Below are 19,555 nucleotides of genomic sequence, written 5' to 3'. Positions count from 1 at the left end.
TGTCTAAACGCATGTTAAGGCAACTGCTTCCAGTTAAAATACTGTTTGGCGTTGTTGTAACAGATATCCTGTACCACCTGGCCAATCCAGTTAATATCATTTGGCAGTTCACCATTTTCCACTTCCTTGCCAAACAGGTTACACAGTAATCTGCGGAAGTACTCGTGGCGTGGGAACGACAGGAAGCTGCGCGAATCGGTTAACATACCAATAAAGCGGCTCACCAGTCCCATATTGCTCAGGGCATTCAGCTGACGCGTCATGCCATCTTTCTGATCCAGAAACCACCAGCCCGATCCAAACTGAACTTTACCCGCAATAGAACCATCGTTAAAGTTACCAATCATGGTAGCAAACAGCTCGTTATCAGCCGGGTTCAGGTTGTACAGAATAGTTTTAGCCAGTTTGTTGCCATCATCCAGTTTGCCCAGAAACTTAGCCAGCGCACGGCCCTGCTGAAAATCACCAATAGAATCCCAGCCGGTATCAGGCCCCAGTTCACGCATTCTGCGCAGGTTATTGTTACGCAGCGCACCCAGGTGGTACTGTTGTACCCAGCCTTTTTCCCAATCCCACTCTGCAAAGTATACCAGCATGGCGCTCTTAAACTTGCGGCGCTCTTCCAGTGTAAGGGTGTTACCCGCCATTACCTGGGTAAATATTTGTTTAATCTCAGCTTCGGTATAGTCTTCCGCATAAATCTCCTCCAGGCCGTGGTCACTTACACCACAACCGTTGGCAGCAAAGAAGTCGTGACGGCTTTTCAGCGCATCCAGATAGCTGTTGAAATCAGTTACGGTTACGTTGGCAGCTTTTTCAATACGGCCTACATACTTTTTAAAGTTCTCCGCATTGTCTACGTTCATAGCTGCATCCGGGCGAAAAGCAGGCAGTACAGGCGTACCAAAGTTTTCTGTTGCCAGAAACTGGTGATCTTTTAAATCATCAGCCGGATCATCCGTAGTACATACCATTACCACGTTCATCTTTTTCAGCAAACCACGCACGCTGTATTCAGGCGTCCGCAGCTTTTCAGAACAGGTATCATATATTTTTTTAGCCGAATCTGCATTCAGTATATCATGCACATCAAAGTAGCGCTGTAACTCCAGGTGCGTCCAGTGGTACAAAGGGTTACGCAGGGTGTAAGGCACTGTTTTAGCCCACTGCTCAAACTTTTCGTAGTCAGGCTTATTACCGGTGCAATAGCTTTCATCCACACCATTGGTGCGCATAGCACGCCATTTGTAGTGGTCGCCATACAGCCATATCTGCGTCAGATTCTCAAACTGGTGGTTAGAGGCAATCTGCGATTGTGGTAAATGACAGTGGTAATCTATAATAGGCATCTGTTTGGCAAAATCATGATACAACTTCTCAGCTGTCTTGTTTTCCAACAGAAAATTCTCGTCTAAAAACTGCTTCATGTTAGTTCAATTCAAAAGTCAAAATGAAAAATTCAAAATGGAGACGGGTGATTATTTATAAAGAAACACCTCTTTTCCATGGAATAAAATCGTCCTGGTTCAGTTGAACGGCCTTCGGAATTTCTTCGCCGCTGGCTGCACGGATACAGTATTCCAGAATCTCCTCTCCCATTTCTTCAATAGTCTTTTCACCGTCGATAACCGGGCCGGTATTAATATCAATTACATCACCCATACGCTTCAGCAGCGCAGTGTTGGTAGATACTTTAATGGTAGGGCAAACAGGGTTACCGGTTGGGGTACCCAGGCCGGTAGTAAACAGTATCAGCGTAGCGCCGGATGCTGCTTTACCCGTAGTAGCTTCTACATCATTACCTGGCGTACATACCAGGTTTAAACCCGGCTTAACAGCAGGCTCAGTATAGTCCAATACATCTTCTACCACAGAGGTGCCACCTTTACGGGCTGCACCGGTGCTTTTGATAGCATCCGTAATCAAACCGTCTTTAATGTTACCCGGAGAAGGGTTCATATGAAAACCAGAACCTACTTTATGTGCCGCATCGTTATAAGCCGTCATCAGGTGAATAAACTTCCTGGCAGCTGCTTCATCACGCGTGCGGTCAATCAGTTGCTGTTCTGCACCACACAGTTCCGGAAACTCCGCCAGTAATACCTTACCGCCTAAAGCCACCAGCAGGTCAGAAGTATAACCTACCGCAGGGTTGGCAGAAATACCGCTGAAGCCATCGCTACCGCCGCATTTAACACCCAGTGTAAGTTTATCTAACGCAGCAGGCTGGCGGGTAATTTTGTTAATTTCCACCAGGCCTTCAAAGGTCTTGCGTATCGCATCTGCAATCAGCTGCTCTTCGCTCTGCGATTGTTGCTGTTCGAATATATACAGCGGTTTACTGAAGTTAGGATTACGCTCTTTCAGGTCGTTCTGAAAATCCTGCACCTGCAGGTTCTGGCAACCCAGGCTTAATACGGTTACACCCGCAACGTTTGGATGGTCAGCATAAGCAGCTAACAGCTTGCTCAGTACCGCCGCATCCTGGCGTATACCACCGCAACCACCCTGGTGGTTCAGAAACTTAATACCATCTACATTCTCAAATACACGCTTTTTACGTGCTTCTGTAGCAGACTGAGGTGCCAGAGATATGTTATTAATATCTTCTCCTTTCTTATACGCTTCTACCAGCTCGTGTGCATAGCTTTTGTACTTCTGGGTTACCGCGTAGCCCAGCTCGTTATGCAACGCTTCTTTAATTACATCCAGATTTCTGTTTTCGCAGAACACGGTAGGGATAAACAGCCAGTAGTTGGCAGTACCCACACGGCCATCGGCACGGTGGTAACCATTAAACGTTCTGCCCTGGAATTTAGATACATCCGGCGCATGCCACTCGTAGTGGAAAGGCCGGTAAGTAAAAGGATCAGAAGCATGCTTCACGTTATCAGTGGTCATTCTTCTGCCTTTTTCAATAGCATGTTGTGCTTTACCAACCAGCACACCGTACATGATTACCTCATCACCGGTGCTCATATCGTTGGTAAAAAATTTATGTTTCGCAGCTACATCATCTGCCAGTATATATTTTTCTCCATCCAGTTCCACCTGCTGCCCTTTATGCAAATCGGTCAGCGCTACTATCACATTGTCTGAAGGGTGAACTTTTAAAACTATCTTTTTCATTTCGGGTTATGTGTTTGTATGTATAACTATCCTATCACTTGTTTTGCCTCAATATTGGCTACAATGTCTTTAACCGGCTGGCTGCCCAGTACATCCAGATAATGCGCAACTGCATCAGCAAAGCCTGGCAAAATGCTTAAATCGCTACCCCATAAAGCCGTATCGCCCAGCACCTGCTGTACCAGTGAAAGGCCGCTGAATTGCTGCCATTTATCGTGCAGTATCGCTGCTTTATCATCATTAATAATGTATTCTTTACCGTTGGTATTACCAGCGTATTTACCCTCTGCTGTCTTCTGCGATTTCATAAACAACAGATAAGCAGCAAAGCCCAGTGCCATGTGTGCCGGTACTGACTGGTTCTTCTCATAATACCAGTTCAGAATAGGTACGTTGCGCATAGCCATTTTAGAAGTATACTGCACGGTAATGCTCAGCCACAGATGCTCAATATGCGGGTTTTTAAAACGATCAATTACCTGGCCGGCAAAACGGGCAGCTGCTTCCGGTGTAATTACCTTGCTGGTAATAGCACCTGCAATTTCCTGCTGCATTAAAGTACTTACATATTTTTCAAACAGCTCATCCTGCATAGCCGCTTTTACCGTTGTAAAACCAGCCAGTACAGCCAGGCCACAGCTGAAAGTATGCGTACCGTTCAGTAAACGCAGTTTCAGTTCTTTAAACGCCAATATATCATCTGCCAGTACCACACCTTCGTCGGCTTTGGCAAAGCTTAATACTTCTTTGCTGCGGGCGCTTTTAGCTTCAATAGCCCACAGGCTGTAACATTCAGACATAATCAGTAACTGATCGCTGTAACCCAGTGCAGCTTCAGTAGCTGCCTGCTCTGCTGCGGGCAGCTTGCCTGGCACAATACGGTCTACCAGCGAATTGCAGAACTCGTTGGCAGTAGACAGCCAGTTCAGAAAAGCAGGCTCCAGTTGGTTAAACGCGGCCAGTTCCTCTATAATGCCACGCAGTTTGGTACCGTTATCGCTGATAAGTTCTGTAGGTATAATTACCATACCACTCTCCGCGCTGCCACCAAATGCTGCATAGCGCTTATATAAAAATGCCAGCAGTTTACCAGGGAAGGAAGAAGGTACGCCCTCTTTCACACTTTCCTTTACCAGCGTAATACCTACTTCGGTAGTGTTGGAAATAATTACCTGCATTTCTTTATCAGCAGCGCAGGCCAGTACCGCATCCCACTGGTCCTGTGCGCTCAAAACACGGCTTACCGCACTGTTTATCACAGTTTCTTCTACCAGCTTTCCATTGGCAAAACCTTTTATGCAATGCGTGTATAAATTATCCTGTTGTTCAAAAGCATTGGCATCGCCACCCTGACTGGTAGATTTTACAATTACCACCCTGCCGTTAAACAGGCCCTGCCTGTTTGCCTTATCAATAAAGTAATCAGGCAATCCGCGCAGTAATACACCCGTTCCAAACTGTAATACTTTTTCGGGTAATTCAAATACTCCTGCCGGGGGCATAGCTACACCGGCTTGTGGTTTAATGGCCGGAATAGTTGCTTTTGATAATATCATATTGCTAGTCTTAATAATTAGTTTATGAATAGGGTTATTTCTTCTTGCTTTGTTCCAGCGCCCATTTGGCCAGATCGTTAGCAGCTTTAAAGTTTTCAAAGTCTGCAGGCAGCTTACGTCCGTCTACATACTCATTGTAAAACCAGGGGTCGCCCACTGCAAACACAGTTCCTTTACCATACTTAGCAGTAGCAATCAGCACATCCTTTCCTTCCGTCAGGTTGGCTTTCGCATCACCACTTAAAGTAAGGGTAGCAATCTCTTTCAGGTATACCTTACGGGCAGTTTTGAAAACCGGGTTATCCGCACCAATTTTCAGCGCGCCCATTTCAAACTGAGAACCGGTTACCTTATTACGGCTGTCTTCATTAAAGTGAATGCCAAATTTGTCAGACAGGGTGGTAAACTGCTTCAGCTCTGCATTACCCACATCGTTACCCAGCAGTATCAGCACGCCACCTGCTTTAACCCACTCAGCAATAGCATCTACATGCTCCGGTTTTACATAGTTAGGTGCTTTGGTTTCTTTTTCTGTATCTGCATCTACTATAATATACACAGAAGACTTTTTCAGATTGCTGCTGGTAGGCGCTTCGTATAAAGTATTGGTTTTGGCGCCCAGGTAAGTGAAAGAGTTGTTCCAGAAATGAAAGCCGTTGTTATCGCGCTCCTCCCATTTGTAATGGAAAGAAGCCTGCGCACCGGTAGCCGGTTCTGTATAAAACTCATTATTGAAATAAGAATCCAGTGTTACCGTTTTACCCTTGCCAATCTTAGGCATTGCAGCAATATCCATTTCGCTGGAAGCCAGTAAAAACGCACCTATACCTTTGGCGTCGTTAGTAATTACTTTCTCGCGCAGGTAATATTCATAACTGCCATCGCGGTAAGGGTTACCCCCCAGACCTGCTACCGCAACCGTACTTTTCAGGTTTACCCACCCACTATCGTTCGGCTCAATAAATTCTTTCTGAATACCTGCATATCCTTTCTGTGCAATACGGAAAAAAGAAGCAGGTGCATATTCTTTACGTACCGCTTTGGCAGCTGCATATACAAACATACAGGCCGCAGAAGACTCATGGTAGTTGCCTTTCCCATCCGCTTTATCCAACACCTGATACCAGAGGCCGGAAGAAGGTTCCTGATACTTCTGAATAGCAGTAAGCGTTCTGTTCAGTATCGCCAGTAAAGCTGCACGCTTAGGATGGTTGGCCGGAAAATAATCCAGCACATCTACCAGCGCCATGGCATACCAGCCCATAGCCCTGCCCCAGAAGTTAGGGGATAAACCGGTGGTTTTGTTGGCCCATTTTTGCTCTTTAGATTCATCCCAGCCGTGGTACAGCAAACCCGTTTTAGCATCGCGGGCGTGGTTTTCCATGTAAATAAACTGGTTGGCAATATCATCAAATGCCTTTTCATCTTTAATCAGATCAGCATACTCCGCATAAAACGGCTCGCCCATGTACAGGCCATCCAGCCACATCTGATAAGGGTAAATTTTCTTATGCCAGAAACCACCTTCGTTGGTACGTGGCTGGTTTTGCAGCTGCTGCCATAAGGTAGTGCACGCTTTCAGGTATTTCTGCTGGCCGGTTACCTTATATAAAGTCAGCAGCGAGCGGCCATTTTTTATATTGTCAATATTAAAGTCTTCCTGCTTGTAGGTACGGATGGTGCCATCCCCCTCTACATAATGGTCCATACTTCTTTTAATATAATCGAAGTACTTACGGTCGGCAGTACGCTGCCAGATGGCATCAATACCCTCCAGAATAACCCCCTGGTCGTAGCTCCACTTTACCATACGGCCGGGAGTCATTACCAGCGAGTCTTTCCAGCGGCTCATGGTGGTAGCCGCCATTTTTTCAGAAAGCAGTTGCCCGTTTACCTGTGTAAGGGGCAGCGCAGCTATGGCAAAAGCAATGTTCAGAATGTTCTTTTTCATAATTAGTTTACAATTTCCAAATTTCTGTATTGTTTCCTTATGCCTTCTCCCTCTATTTAGCAATCCGGTATGTTAAATTAACCTCACTAAGGCATTTGTACGGCCTTTTCGCTCACTTCCGCGCCTGCCAGCAGCTTTTTCGCCGCTTTGTTCACATCCGTGCCGTTTACCGTAATATTTCCGGAATTAGCACCGCTTACTTCCATCAACACATCGGCTTTTTCATAGCCAATACGCGTAAAGTTTACTTTGTTGCCGTTACTGATGTAAATGAGCGGACTGGTTTTAGCAGCTTTCAACTGAATGTTGTTCAGCTGTATATTCTTCGCCTCCTGTATATCAATTCCCTTCTCTGCTTTTACAGTAACATCCGAAAGGTAAATATCGCTAATATTCATTTCGGGCAGCCCCCTTATAAAGATGGCTTTAGATGCGCCATCGCATACTACATTGCTGATATGGAAATCTCTGAACACCGGGGTAGCCTCCGTTACCGGCAGCAATTGCACCTTAGGAGCGTCTCTTTTTTCGCCCGCCAGTGGCACAGGATCCTGCGCTGCATAATACATATCAAACAGGATAGCCTCACCAGGTATATCCTTCATATTAATGTTGTTGCAATAGATTTTTTCTACCACACCACCACGGCCACGGGTAGTTTTAAAACGCAGGCCAATATCGGTACCAATGAAGGAGCAGTCAGATACATATATATTACGTGCACCACCACTCATTTCGCTGCCTATTACAAAGCCGCCATGTGCATGGTATACCACGCAATTGCGTACAATTACATTTTCGGTAGGCACGCCACGCTTGCGACCTGCCTCGTCACGGCCCGATTTAATACAAATACCATCATCGCCCACATCAAACGTACTGTTTTCAATAATTACGTTTTTGCAGCTTTCCAGGTCTATACCATCCCCATTCTGGGCATACCAGGGGTTCTTTACATATACATTGCGTACCGTAAGGTCTTCACACAACAGTGGGTGCAGGTTCCAGGCGGGTGAATTCTGAAAGGTTACGCCTTCCAGCAACACCTTTTTGCAACCAATAAATACCAGCAGGTTGGGGCGCAGATAGTCTTTGATAGACTCGTAAAACTCCGCCGTTTTGCCTTCCTTAATTTCTCCGGGGTTCTTCATTTTAGAACCTTTCAGGTTCTTTTCAGTAGGGTACCAGTTTTTACCATCTTCACCCACTATGCCACCGGAAGCTACCAGCCTTTTCCACTGGGTTTCGGTAAGCTTATCTCTCTTTACCATACGCCAGGCATCGCCACCGCCATCTATAATACCAGTTCCGGTAACGGCAATGTTTTGCTGGCCATCGGCAGAAAGGGGCGACTGATTACGCATCTGATCCAGCCCTTCCCAGTTACTTTTTACCAGCGGGTACTGGTTAAAATCCTGGGTAAACTGCAGAATAGCATTTGTTTTCAGGTGCAGGTTTACATTGCTTTTTAATACCACGGGGCCGGTTAACCAAAAACCGTTGGGTACCACTACTACCCCACCACCTTTTTTACTACAGGCCTCAATGGCTTTGTTAATAGCAACGGTATTAAGGGTAACCCCATCGGCTACTGCGCCGTAGGCCTTAATATTAATGGTGTCTCTTTTAAACGACACCTGTTTTACTGCGGGTAAGGGCTGGGCAAACGACGCTGTATGGCCCAGTGCGCCCGCCAGTAAAAAACCAATTCCAAAACGAACTATTTTCATTACAACCGTTTTACATAAATAAAAGGCTACACAGGGCGAACCTGTATAGCCATGCTTTCCAATAACAACCACTTTATTCTAAAACCAGTAAACCTTGAACACGTATTTGTTGTTTGTCCCAGTTCTGCACAATTCATATAATCCATGACAAGCGCTTTAGGAAGGGCAAGTGTAGGCATATATTCCCTAACATAACCGGCTACAAATCAATTTTTTTGTGCAAACGTTACCGTAAACGTTCCCGAAACACCCATGATATGTTAATTACTGATAATCAACCTAATACGCCCCAATAACAAATTCCCTTATCTTTAAGCCGTGTCAGGACACTCACTAAACCTGTTTCCTGTTTGTTCTATATGAAATTTGAAGCGGTAACTATTAAAGATATAGCCAAAGCATTGGGGTTATCAACCTCCACGGTATCAAGGGCCCTGCGCGACAGCTATGAAATCAGCGAAGACACTAAAAAGCTGGTAAAAGAATATGCCGCCAGCATTAACTACCGGCCTAACCCCATCGCCCTCAGCCTGAAAGAAAAAAGAAGCCGGTCTATAGGCGTGGTGGTTTGTGAAATTGCCAACAGCTTTTTCTCACAGATTATCAATGGCATTGAATCCATTGCCTACGATCAGGGCTACAACGTAACCATATCCCAGAGTCATGAATCTTTTGAAAGGGAAGTGCTGGACGTAAGCCATATGGCCTCCCGCTCCATTGACGGGCTGCTGATATCCGTTTCAGCCGAAACCAAAAACTTTGAGCATCTGCAGAAGCTGCATGCCCAGGGGTTACCCATTGTATTTTTCGACCGCATTGTACCCGATATAGAAACCCATAAGGTTACTACCGATAACGCTGCCGGCGCCCATGCCGCTACCCGGCACTTGCTGGAGAATGGTTACCGCCGCATTGCCCACCTGGGCGCGGCAGAATATATGACCATTACTCAGGAACGTCTGCGTGGTTATAAAAACGCCCTTGCCGAAAAGCAGATTCCGTTTGATACATCACTGGTAAAGCATTGCACCCACGGGGGCATGCTGGAAAAAGAAGTACAGGCAGCATTGGATGCCCTGCTGGCCCTGCCCGAAAAACCAGATGCTATACTTGCCGCAGCCGATAAACTTACCACCAACTGCCTGCGCTACCTGCAAAAAAATGGCATTAAGGTACCGGACGATATTGCCCTGGCAGGCTTTTCTAATTCAGACCTTACCGAGCTGCTGCATCCACCATTAACGGTGGTAAAGCAGCCCGCTTTTGAAATTGGCCGTTCCGCCACAGAAATGCTGCTACAGCTGATTGAAGCCAGAAGGCCGGTAACAGAATTTGCGCATACCGTGCTGCCTGCCGAATTAGTAATAAGAGAGTCATCCCTGAAAAAATAAACCCCGCCTGAAGAGGCAGGGTTTTCTTACCTAATATAACATACAAACAAAAGGTACACCCCGTTTACAGGGCGCAATATTGTATACAGATTTACGGCGGTTTCTCTGTGGTATCGTTACCATTTAAACGGCAGAAACCAGTTTCTGGCCATCAAACGGGCTCTTACTTCAGCTGCTTTTCCATTACCGCCTTTCTGTAACTTTTCATATACCTTATCAGCTATAAAAGCAGGGTCATCTCTGCGGATAGATATGCGTAGCAAATCTGCCCAACGATGCCCTTCATATGCCAGTTCCAGCCCCTGTTCATCAATAATCTGGTTTTCAATGGCAAGCGTACTATCGCTACCAGCCGCTACCGGATTCACTTTCAGGTGCGCACGCCCTCTGATGCCTGCATTCTTATACCATGCGGAGCGGAAACGTGGCACTTCGCCCAAACGGGCATCAAAAGCATAAGGTTCTACATCAAAAGTCTGCTGGCTGTTGGTTACATCTGTAGGCAGTGCCGGATCAGTATAGTTCGCTTTTATTCCATCGTTTACCAGGGCATAAGCTAACCTGTGCCGGCCATCACGGTTGGCTGCTTCTGCATAGTGCAGGTGTAGCAAGGCAGCTCTGTACAAAAACCATTTACCCGGCTTTTCCAATGGCCTTACAGGTATAGAAGTGGTTTCATCCAGGTAATTATACAGATATTTCATAATCACCGGCTGACCATCCAGCATGGTATAAGTAAGCTTGCCACGACCATCAAAACGGAAATTATTTTCCGATTGCACCTGGCTATTCCAGGCAGTGATAGCTGTTTGTGAAGGCTTTACCAGATAGCTGCCCCCTCTGTTAGAAAACAGGTTAATGAAAGGATTTTTTGGTGCAAAGCTTTTATCAAAATATAACATCCATATCCATTCCTGGTTATACAAGCCATCCTGTGCACGTGCAAACATAGAGCGCCAGCCCAGGCTGTTGCTGTTCACCAGCGCATTTTCATTGTACTGGTTCACACGTCCGTCATTGTAATATCCAATAGCAAGGTCACTATTGCTAAGTACCTCAGAATACTTTACCCGGTAAGTTTCTCCTGCATCCGATTTATCGGTATTCATTACATCTTTATAATACTGCGCAGCTGTACGGGCATCTGCTGCCGATTTGGTAAAAGCAGAGCGCCACAGATACAGATCGCCCAGCAAACACTTTTTATGAATAAAGAATTTAGATGTGTTATAGCCATCTACAATGGTTACCAGGCTGGTGGTTGCAGTATAAGGGTCTTTATAAGGAATAGAATCCGTGGTTTTTATAAGGGTATCTATCAAACGCTCCAGCCCCAGGCGCGTAAAGCGGCTTTCATCTTTTACGGCATCCACTGTTTCCAGCGCATCTGTAATGTAAGGCACGGTACCAAACTGTATGCCCGCCTGCAGATATACCCACGAACGCAATGCCACCACATCGCCATAACGCTGCTGAAACTGTTCTGTTGACAATTTTTTATCTGTATACATGATGCGAAAATTCTTAATCACATCATTACAGTTCAGAATTGTTTCAAAAAAAGGCTTTGGATTCGCATACGGGTTCTCCAATGTAACGGTATGCTCATTCACCTCTTTCAGCACCTCACTGGCATTGGAGGTAACATCCATCAGATCGGCGCGTAATTCATTCAGCACCACCTGCTGTTCTGCCAGGTTCAGCAGCTTACCGTATAAGCCCAGCACGGCCGCATCTGCATCATATACATCGCGGTACATCTGCTCCCTGTCCAGGTTTTGCTCAGGCTGAATATCAAACATCTTTTTGCACCCGCTGCCCAGCAACAGCATCACGGGTAATGCCACTATATAAATCTGCTTTTTTCTAACCAATGATTTCATAATAATCACTTCAATAAGTTCTTAATGAATTACAGTCCTAAACGTATACCCGCCTGTGCAGATTTAATCTGCGGCTGCAGCCCTATGTCTACACCCTGTCCCAATGGCGATTCAGTAGCACTGAACTCCGGATCATATCCCAGATAGCGGGTAATGGTAAACACGTTGTTCGCACTTACATACACCGTCATATACTGTAAAAAGCCGGTTTTAATTTTCACATTGTAAGCCAGCGAAATATTCCTTAAACGGAAGTAAGAACCATCCTCAATCCAACGGTCAGAAAAACGTGCGTTGCCCAGCGGATCGCCCCAGGTAGCTTTAGGAATATGGGTTACCTGCCCCTGCACCCTCCAGCGGTTAAGCATACTTAACAACTGATTGTTATAACCAGCACCCGATTCCAGTTGAGAACGGGTATAGTTGTATACATCATTGCCTTTACTAAAAGTAAACAGGGCATTCAGGGTAAAGCGCTTCCAGTTAAGTACTGTAGTAATGCTTCCCGTAAAATCAGGATTGGGGTTACCTATTACCTGGCGATCGTTTTTATCAATGCGTTTGTCGCCATTGATATTTACAAAACGCATATCACCACCACCAAAAGCAGCCAGTGCACCACCTGAATTAATTGTAGAATCACCTGCTGCATCTGCATCAGTAGCATATACACCATTGGTTTTATAACCGTAAAACAGGTTTGCCGCTTTTCCCTCACGGGTAAGAATTTCTCCGCCGGCAAAAGGTGTTACAATATCACCCTGTGGCAGCTTTACTACAGTATTGCGGTAGGCAGCCAGGCTAAAGCCCAGATCCCACTTCAATTGCTGGCTATTAATAACACGGGCATTTACAGCCAGCTCACCGCCTCTGGTACGCATTTTACCAGAGTTGGAATAGAAGTAGTCAATACCTGTACCACCAGGTGTTGATTCGCGTACCAGCATTCTATCCGTAGTATTCTGATAAACATCAGCACTTACACGCAGGCGATCATCAAAAAAGCCCATATCAACGCCCAGATTCATCTTGCGGTTCACCTCCCACTGTAAACGTGGGTTGGCAATGTTAGCACGCACCAGCCCCTGCATACCATACAGGTTCTGAGAAGTGTAATACTGTCTGGCAGTATAATCTCCCAGATCGTCGTTTCCGGCCAGTGTATATCCCGCACGCAGTTTCAGCATACTTACCCAGGGCAGCTGCTTCATAAACTGCTCAGATGAAAGTAACCAGGCTACGCCGGCATAAGGCAGTACTGCATACTTAACACCATTTAAGCGCATCCCTCCATCTGCATTCTCTCCAAAACGGGAAGAACCATCTATGGTAACACCTGCGTTTATAAACACGCGGTTATCAAAACTGTAATCACCATTGATGTATGTATTCAGCCAGCGGTTTTTAGAAAGGTCGCCACCTACCTGGCGCAGGGTAGCTGCACCGTAACCTACGTTAATCAGCTCATCGGTAGCAGAGTTAAAGCCCAGAATATAATCCTGCTCAAACTTTTGCTGCTGAAAACGCACACCTGCCTGTGCCTCCAGAAAATGAATGCGGCTGAATGTTTTCTTATAAGCTACACGGGTATCGTTATAAACCGACAATAATCTTTTCACCTGTGTACCAGAACGGTTGTTGGCAATAGCTGTTTGCAGGGTATCATGCACTATACCTTTACTGGGTACAAAAAAGTTTTCCCGCACTTTATCGTTGGTAAGCCCCACGCGGGTGCTGATGCTGAAAGCACTGTTAAGCTGATAGTCAAATGACAGCCAGCCAAAGAAGCGATAGGTTTTATTAATAGCCATCAACTTTTCCACAATAGATACCGGGTTACTGTAACCCAGTGTATCTGTATCGGCATAGTTGGGCGAAACATCGCCTTTATCGCTCACATCGTTCTGCGCCATAAAAGGCGATTTTACCAACGCCGCGTAAACAGGATTCACTTTAGGTGCAATACCTGTATTCTGCAGATTCTGTTCTGCGTAGGAAAAAGACAAACCCGACCGGGCAACCAGCTTTTTGCTCAGGTTCAACTCTGCATTAAAACGGGTTCCCAAACGGCTGAAGTCAGTATTTTTAATAACGCCTTCATTACGGGCATAGTTCATAGATAAAGCGTATGTAGCAATATTATCCCCACCGCTCACCTTCAGATAGGCATTGCTGCTTGCACCACCCTGTAATACCTTATCCTGCCAGTTGGTATTGTAATGATAACGTGCGTAATCAGGGTTAGCAGGGTCATCAGTCATATACGGCTGCGCCAGTATCTGTTGCTGTGTAAGTCCTTTGGATTGCAGCATGTCTGCCAGGTAAGGCCTGTACTGCGCTGCATTCATTACCGGTAATTGTTTAGGCGCAAAGTTTACTCCTGCATACACACCTACATCAATACGGGTGGCTTTTTGCCTGGCGGTAGCAGTAGTAATTACAATTACTCCGTTACCACCCTTGGTACCATAGGTAGAAGAGCCGTCTTTAATAACCGTAATATTGTCAATATCCTGTATGTCCAGCATCAACAGCGGATTGCTGCTGTGTCCGGATATCAGCGAACTATTAAATTCTTTGTTATCATAAATAACACCATCTACCACTATCAGTGGTTTATTGGTAGTATACAGCGAAGAAATACCACGCATAAACAAAGAAGCGCCAATGCCGGGTGTGCCGGATTTACGTATGGCAGTAAGCCCACCAGCCAGGCCCTGCAGGTAACTGTCTGTAGTTTCCTGGTTGCGCGCCCATGCTCCTTCCGGATCAATGGTAGTAACCGGAGCCACCATACTCACAGCTGCTTTGCGTGATACCGCTGATACCGCAGGTGCATAATAAGATTCAAAACTTTCGTCGTACAAACGAACAGCTATTTCCTTTTTGCCACGTAATGGCACCTGCCGGGTTTGTACCCCTTCGGCACTTACAAAAAGTGTAACATTATAATCAGGCACCTTAATAGTAAATCGCCCCTTATCATCAGTAATAGCAGCAGAAAACGTAGGAATAGAAACGTTAACACCAGCCAGCGGTTTGCCGGTGGCAGCATCTTTAATAACACCCGATGCTTTCAGCACCGCAGTATCTGCTTTGGCACTCCCGGCCTTATCCTGCGCAAATGCTCCCGCGGAAGTAACACTTAACGCCGCTGCCAGTAAAACACTCCGCCAGGTTATAGTTGTAGTCAATTGCATGATAGTGATATAGTAAACAGTCGGTAAAAATGATTCTTGTTAACGTGCAGGCACCAGGCGCAGATAATCCAGCAATAACGCATTCTGGTTATGGTTAGAACCCGATGGCGTAATGTTGGCACTTACCAGATACATACTTAATACTCCGTTGCCATAATTGGTTACCTTATACTCTCCCAGGTATACTTCATTATAATTATAAGGTACTATGTTGGTATAAGGGAAGGTGGCAGTATTGTCAATACGCCCCATTGCCAGGCGCTGTACATAAGGATGCGCAAGTAAGCCTGTGTTATTAATTACCCGCCAGTATACCTTATACGTAGTGGTATATACATTATTTAAACGGTACCCTACATAAAACTGGTTTATACCATGCCTGTACACAAACACATCTTTAAAAGTACCTCCTGCAAAGCTGTCCACCAGGGTTCTGGTGAATATAGAAGCAGAAGGCATTACACGGGCCATATTATAGTTTTCGCCCTGTACAATAAAATCCGGAAACTTCTGCTCCAGCGTAACCGGCATTTCATTTACTACGTATACATAACCGTTGCTTGTTTTATGCCAGCTGGTAACAGCGCTTTTTTTAACGCCTATCCTTACGCCGTACTTAGATACAATGGTATCCGGCAGCTGCTCCGGTGCATACGCACCCGGCACCACCAGATCCTTTACCGTATTCCACCGGGCCAGATTGGTAGTACTGTCGGTAGTACCGGTAGCATAAAAGGGCGAAAAACGAACGCGTTCCGCATCAAAAGCAGTATTTGCCAGTACAAACACAGTGTATACAGAATCCTCGCGCTTCAGATCGTATACCTCATTGGTAAACTTATTACGCCATACCGAATCGGTACCGGGCTTATAAATCGGCTCACCGGTATCAGGGTTAACACCAATCTGTTCCGCATTGGTAAGATCCTGTGCTCTGTACTGGTTATCGCGCAGATAAGCTGCCATAGCAAGCCCGCCTGCCTTTAAACTATCTACATAATCCCAGCAATTGCCGCGCGAAGCCGCTGCCGCAGAAATGGTATGAAATATACCGTTAGCAGCTACTCCGTTAGCAGCAACTATGGCAGCATCTTCAAAACTGTCAACCGCAAAAGAACCATACTTGCCATCCATCAGCCCTACCCTTACAGCTGCTTTCTGTACATCACTGGTGCGGAAAGAAAAAGCAGCGATATGGTGCGCCACAAATTTCTTTAAACTGGCAGCGTTGTTTACAACAGAAGCATCCAGGTTTTTAAGGGCTTCATCAGTAGGTGCCCATACGGTAAACGTGCGGGACAAACTGATAGTATCAGCATAACCGGTTTGCTTCAGAAAGCCTGCAAAACGGCTGAGAGAAGCATTGGCAGCTATCTGCTGATAAAGGTTATTATGTACGTAAATAGCATCACCCGGCGCATTATGCTCTTCCCATTTGCGGGTACATCCCGCTGCAAGCAAACAGGTAACCACCATTATACTTTTTATCCAACTTGTGTTCGTCAACATTGTCAATTCTATTTCGGCACTTATTAATTAATACACGAGGCTGCCATCTGAAGCAAAACGCGGTTTAAACTGATCCATGTCTTCCGGAATCAGATGAATCATATCAATGTTGGTATTGCCACCCACATCACCCGTAGGAACAAATTTGATCAGATGTCTGCCGGTGGTGGTTACGTCTGCCGTACCTACCATTTTACAACCCATTACGGTATTGTTAAATGCAGCAGTAGCAGAATATCTTTTCCAGCCCTGAGATTGTAATTCTTCGTCAGTAATGGTGCTTGCACCATAACGGTAATCATTAAAGTTGATAAGGCGCGGCATCAGCACATCGTTAAAGTATACCTGGCAGTTAATGCCACCGGCATCACGGCGGTAAGACACCCATATTTTGTATTTACCTTTAATAACTACTGGTGTTTTAAACTGTATCCAGTTATTCTGTCCGGCACGCGTACGCAGAGAAGATGGGGTAATCCAGTCATTCCAGTAATAAGCACCCTTGGTTGGGTCTGGTGCATAACAGTTATAGGTTACAGTACCGGCACTCCAGGTAATATCCGCCAGGTCGCCCAGGTTAAAAGTTACAAAGTTGCCCACCTTTCTGAACTTGGCGGTAAGCTTCCTTATCTCAGGCTGGTCAGCCACATCAAAGTAAACAGGCGTAGGCTTGCGTACTTTAATGTACACCTCGGCAGATACATCGTGCAATACGCCATTGGTAGCAGATAAATCACTGCTATTGCGGTTCACATCCACCCCCTTTTCAAACACACCTGCCACAGTTTCCTCATTTATCCTTAATGTATCACCTCTCAGTGCAGTTAATACTACTTCCTGCGGAGCCAGTGTTTCATGGGCCGGTGCACTTACCAGGTCGGCCACATATTTCAGGCCGGAAAGAATATGATATCCTACATATAAATGCAAACTATCTTTAGGCTGCATAGGATCGCCCAGATTACTGTATCTGGCTTTCAACGCTTCATAACTGGCAATACCAGCCGCCTGAAATACCGCATCTTTCTGTGCAAGCACAGTTAACCAACGGGCCGTTGTATCATTTAAATATACCAGTGTATCCAGCGTTTTAAAATAGCCGGTAGCCTTTAACGCCTGGGTAAAAATGCTGTAGGAAGTATTTTCTTCCAGCAGCTTTGCAATAGTTTTCTGCGCAGGAATCAGTACATGATCGGTGGTATGCAGTATACCGTTACCCACACGTACATCCGGCGTTAGTACTACCGCAGACCTGTTAACCACATAGCGCGATACCCCATCTGTATTTTTAACACCGGTAATCAGATACTCGCCATGCATAGTAGGCACAGGCAACTTCCCATCCGTAAACTGTGGGGTTCTTATAGTATCTGACAGCAGGTGATACTTCACCAGTAATTTCAGTTGGTCAGGATCAATTTCTTCTACCGAGGTTTTACCTATCAGCTGCAGATAAGTTTTAACAGCCGCATTATTGGGTGCAAACAATGTATAAGCACCATAAGCATTCAGATAAGAAGAGGTTCCCGAACGTTCAATAATCTTCAGAAACTCAGAATAAGTAGCAGGATCTTTCTCCATATACCCTACCAGGTTGGTAGCAGTAGTAGTAGTAGTAACAATATTTATCTTCTGGCAACTGAAGATGCCGGCAGTAAGTATTACCACCATTACAAAAACCGGCTTAAGCATTCTTATTTTCATATGTGCAGGTTTTATTGGTTTATTGATAGAATGGGTTCTGCACCAGATTTTTATCAGTCTGGAGCTCATATATATGAATCGGGAAATAATGACTGTTGAAATCTCTGTATTTGTTAAGAGCAGTTTGCTGCCTTTCAGGCGGTACGGTACTTATTACCATACTCAGCAATACCTGGCTAAGCCTCCGGTAGTTTTCGCGTTTGGCATTACGCAGTATATCATACCAGCGCTTTCCTTCAAATGCAAATTCACGCCCCCTCTCCTGTAATATAAAATCGGCTATGCCATCCGTGTCTTCTTCCGATGGGTTTAAATCGGTTTGTTCCAGCGCATGCGACCTTCTTCTTACAGTATACAAAATATCCAGCGCCTGCCTGCCGCTGCCGGTTTGATTCAGTGCTTCTGCTTTCATCAGCAGTACATCTGCATAACGGTACATCATCCAGTGATTGTATGAGGCATCTGCCGTGGCATTAATAGAATATTTTACAACGGCATTGGCTCCGGAGTTAACCCATAACGAACCACGATAGTCAATACTGTCAGAATTAACATAATCTACGGTATAAATAGTTTCCATTACCGCGGGCGTAATCTGATAACGGCGGCGGGAATTGGTAAACATACCTACAAAAGGGTTCTGCGCCTGCGCATCAAACTGTAGTTCAAAAATAGATTCGTTGGTATTGCCACCATTGGAAAACAGGTTAGGTAAATTAACACCGGTTAATAAACCAAACTTACCGGAGCTGATGATTTTGTCACAGGCAGTAATACACTCCGTGTATTGTTCCATCCACAAATACACATCAGCCTGAATGGCATTGATAGTATAACGGGTTATTTTTCCTTTATCAGAGGCTCTGTTGCCAAAAGTAAGCACTGCCATAGGTTCTGCTTTTGCCAGATCAGCTACCACCTGTTTTAATATATCTGCCTGTGGTGTTTTGGGCAGTTGCACCAGATCATCATCACTGGTAGTAGCGGTAAGCTTCAAAGGCACATCACCAAAGCTGCGGGCCAGATAAAAATACATCAACGCCCTTATGGCATAAGCTTCAGACAAATAGTTATTCAGCTTTTCCTGCGTAAGCGTAGGGTCATTAGCCGGCACATCCGGTGCATTTACAATTACCGTATTGCAATAGTTAATAGTACGGTACAAACTACGCCAGCTGAAGATAGAGTTGGTAGAAAGCAGGTTTACATTGTATATATCAATGTCTTCATTACCGGCATTGGTTGTAGGCATTATCATATCCGCCCGTGCTTCTCCCCACATAAACAGATATTCTACCTGCAAACGATCGCTCACACCAGAGGGAAGCCCTATCATAGAAGCATAAATACCTGTAACAGCAGCAGCCAGTTGTTCTTTGGTTTTCCAGTAATCATCACCTACAATACCATCAGCAGGCCGCAATTCCAGCCATTTGCTGCACGAGCCCAACGTACCCGCAAGTGCAATCAGTAGTAAACTTTTATATAAAAACGTACGCATA

Annotated in this window: 11 protein-coding genes; 1 reads left to right on the top strand and 10 read right to left on the bottom strand. The window is 45.4% G+C overall.

Annotated features, from left to right (window positions below; translation table 11 throughout):
• Positions 1–14: 14 nt before the first annotated feature.
• The 5 genes from uxaC to IEY13_RS01255 form a co-directional block, all read right to left on the bottom strand.
• Positions 15–1,427, bottom strand: a complete 1,413-nt coding sequence (uxaC, locus tag IEY13_RS01275; protein WP_188949899.1) for a glucuronate isomerase — start codon at positions 1,425–1,427, stop codon at positions 15–17.
• Positions 1,428–1,482: 55 nt separating this feature from the next.
• Positions 1,483–3,129 carry a UxaA family hydrolase gene (locus IEY13_RS01270; RefSeq protein WP_188949897.1) on the bottom strand — a complete coding sequence of 549 codons (1,647 nt, stop codon included), beginning with the start codon at positions 3,127–3,129 and terminating at the stop codon, positions 1,483–1,485.
• A gap of 26 nt (positions 3,130–3,155) precedes the next feature.
• Positions 3,156–4,685: a tagaturonate reductase gene (locus tag IEY13_RS01265; protein ID WP_188949895.1), complete on the bottom strand. Its 1,530-nt coding sequence runs from the start codon at positions 4,683–4,685 to the stop codon at positions 3,156–3,158.
• A gap of 34 nt (positions 4,686–4,719) precedes the next feature.
• On the bottom strand, positions 4,720–6,636 hold the full coding sequence (locus IEY13_RS01260; protein ID WP_188949893.1) for a glycoside hydrolase family 88 protein: 1,917 nt from the start codon (positions 6,634–6,636) through the stop codon (positions 4,720–4,722).
• Between the two features lie 86 nt (positions 6,637–6,722).
• Positions 6,723–8,366 (bottom strand): glycoside hydrolase family 28 protein, encoded by a 1,644-nt coding sequence (locus IEY13_RS01255; RefSeq protein WP_188949890.1) that lies wholly within the window; start codon positions 8,364–8,366, stop codon positions 6,723–6,725.
• A 359-nt stretch (positions 8,367–8,725) separates the two neighbouring features.
• Between IEY13_RS01255 and IEY13_RS01250 the strand changes: the two genes are divergently transcribed.
• Positions 8,726–9,757 (top strand): LacI family DNA-binding transcriptional regulator, encoded by a 1,032-nt coding sequence (locus IEY13_RS01250; RefSeq protein WP_188949888.1) that lies wholly within the window; start codon positions 8,726–8,728, stop codon positions 9,755–9,757.
• Positions 9,758–9,873: 116 nt separating this feature from the next.
• On the opposite strand, the gene IEY13_RS01245 is transcribed toward IEY13_RS01250, so the two are convergent.
• The 5 genes from IEY13_RS01245 to IEY13_RS01225 are packed head-to-tail and all read right to left on the bottom strand — an operon-like array spanning position 9,874 to position 19,554.
• Positions 9,874–11,640 (bottom strand): RagB/SusD family nutrient uptake outer membrane protein, encoded by a 1,767-nt coding sequence (locus IEY13_RS01245; protein ID WP_188949886.1) that lies wholly within the window; start codon positions 11,638–11,640, stop codon positions 9,874–9,876.
• Positions 11,641–11,669: 29 nt separating this feature from the next.
• Complete coding sequence (locus tag IEY13_RS01240) at positions 11,670–14,840, bottom strand: SusC/RagA family TonB-linked outer membrane protein (protein ID WP_188949883.1); 3,171 nt, start codon at positions 14,838–14,840, stop codon at positions 11,670–11,672.
• A 39-nt stretch (positions 14,841–14,879) separates the two neighbouring features.
• Entirely contained in the window at positions 14,880–16,349 is a 1,470-nt protein-coding gene (locus IEY13_RS01235) for a fasciclin domain-containing protein (protein WP_188949881.1), read from the bottom strand.
• 27 nt (positions 16,350–16,376) lie between these two features.
• The gene (locus tag IEY13_RS01230) at positions 16,377–18,053 is read right to left on the bottom strand and encodes a fasciclin domain-containing protein (protein WP_188949879.1); all 1,677 of its coding nucleotides are present in this window, start codon (positions 18,051–18,053) and stop codon (positions 16,377–16,379) included.
• Positions 18,054–18,072: 19 nt separating this feature from the next.
• Positions 18,073–19,554, bottom strand: coding sequence for a RagB/SusD family nutrient uptake outer membrane protein (locus IEY13_RS01225; protein ID WP_188949877.1), 1,482 nt, complete (start codon positions 19,552–19,554; stop codon positions 18,073–18,075).
• Position 19,555 lies beyond the last annotated feature (1 nt).

The sequence above is a fragment of the Filimonas zeae genome, from assembly GCF_014641615.1.
In the GTDB taxonomy this organism is placed as follows: Bacteria; Bacteroidota; Bacteroidia; order Chitinophagales; family Chitinophagaceae; genus Filimonas; species Filimonas zeae.
The sequence above is the reverse complement of the archived record's forward strand: the minus strand, read 5'-3'. Positions and strand labels throughout refer to the sequence as shown.

Bases quoted from the DNA above. Each gene is read 5' to 3' on its own strand.
- IEY13_RS01260 (WP_188949893.1), bottom strand. From the start codon at position 6,636: ATGAAAAAGAACATTCTGAACATTGCTTTTGCCATAGCTGCGCTGCCC.
- IEY13_RS01250 (WP_188949888.1), top strand. From the start codon at position 8,726: ATGAAATTTGAAGCGGTAACTATTAAAGATATAGCCAAAGCATTGGGG.
- IEY13_RS01230 (WP_188949879.1), bottom strand. From the start codon at position 18,053: ATGAAAATAAGAATGCTTAAGCCGGTTTTTGTAATGGTGGTAATACTT.
- IEY13_RS01255 (WP_188949890.1), bottom strand. From the start codon at position 8,366: ATGAAAATAGTTCGTTTTGGAATTGGTTTTTTACTGGCGGGCGCACTG.
- uxaC (WP_188949899.1), bottom strand. From the start codon at position 1,427: ATGAAGCAGTTTTTAGACGAGAATTTTCTGTTGGAAAACAAGACAGCT.
- IEY13_RS01270 (WP_188949897.1), bottom strand. From the start codon at position 3,129: ATGAAAAAGATAGTTTTAAAAGTTCACCCTTCAGACAATGTGATAGTA.
- IEY13_RS01235 (WP_188949881.1), bottom strand. From the start codon at position 16,349: ATGTTGACGAACACAAGTTGGATAAAAAGTATAATGGTGGTTACCTGT.
- IEY13_RS01240 (WP_188949883.1), bottom strand. From the start codon at position 14,840: ATGCAATTGACTACAACTATAACCTGGCGGAGTGTTTTACTGGCAGCG.
- IEY13_RS01225 (WP_188949877.1), bottom strand. From the start codon at position 19,554: ATGCGTACGTTTTTATATAAAAGTTTACTACTGATTGCACTTGCGGGT.
- IEY13_RS01245 (WP_188949886.1), bottom strand. From the start codon at position 11,640: ATGAAATCATTGGTTAGAAAAAAGCAGATTTATATAGTGGCATTACCC.
- IEY13_RS01265 (WP_188949895.1), bottom strand. From the start codon at position 4,685: ATGATATTATCAAAAGCAACTATTCCGGCCATTAAACCACAAGCCGGT.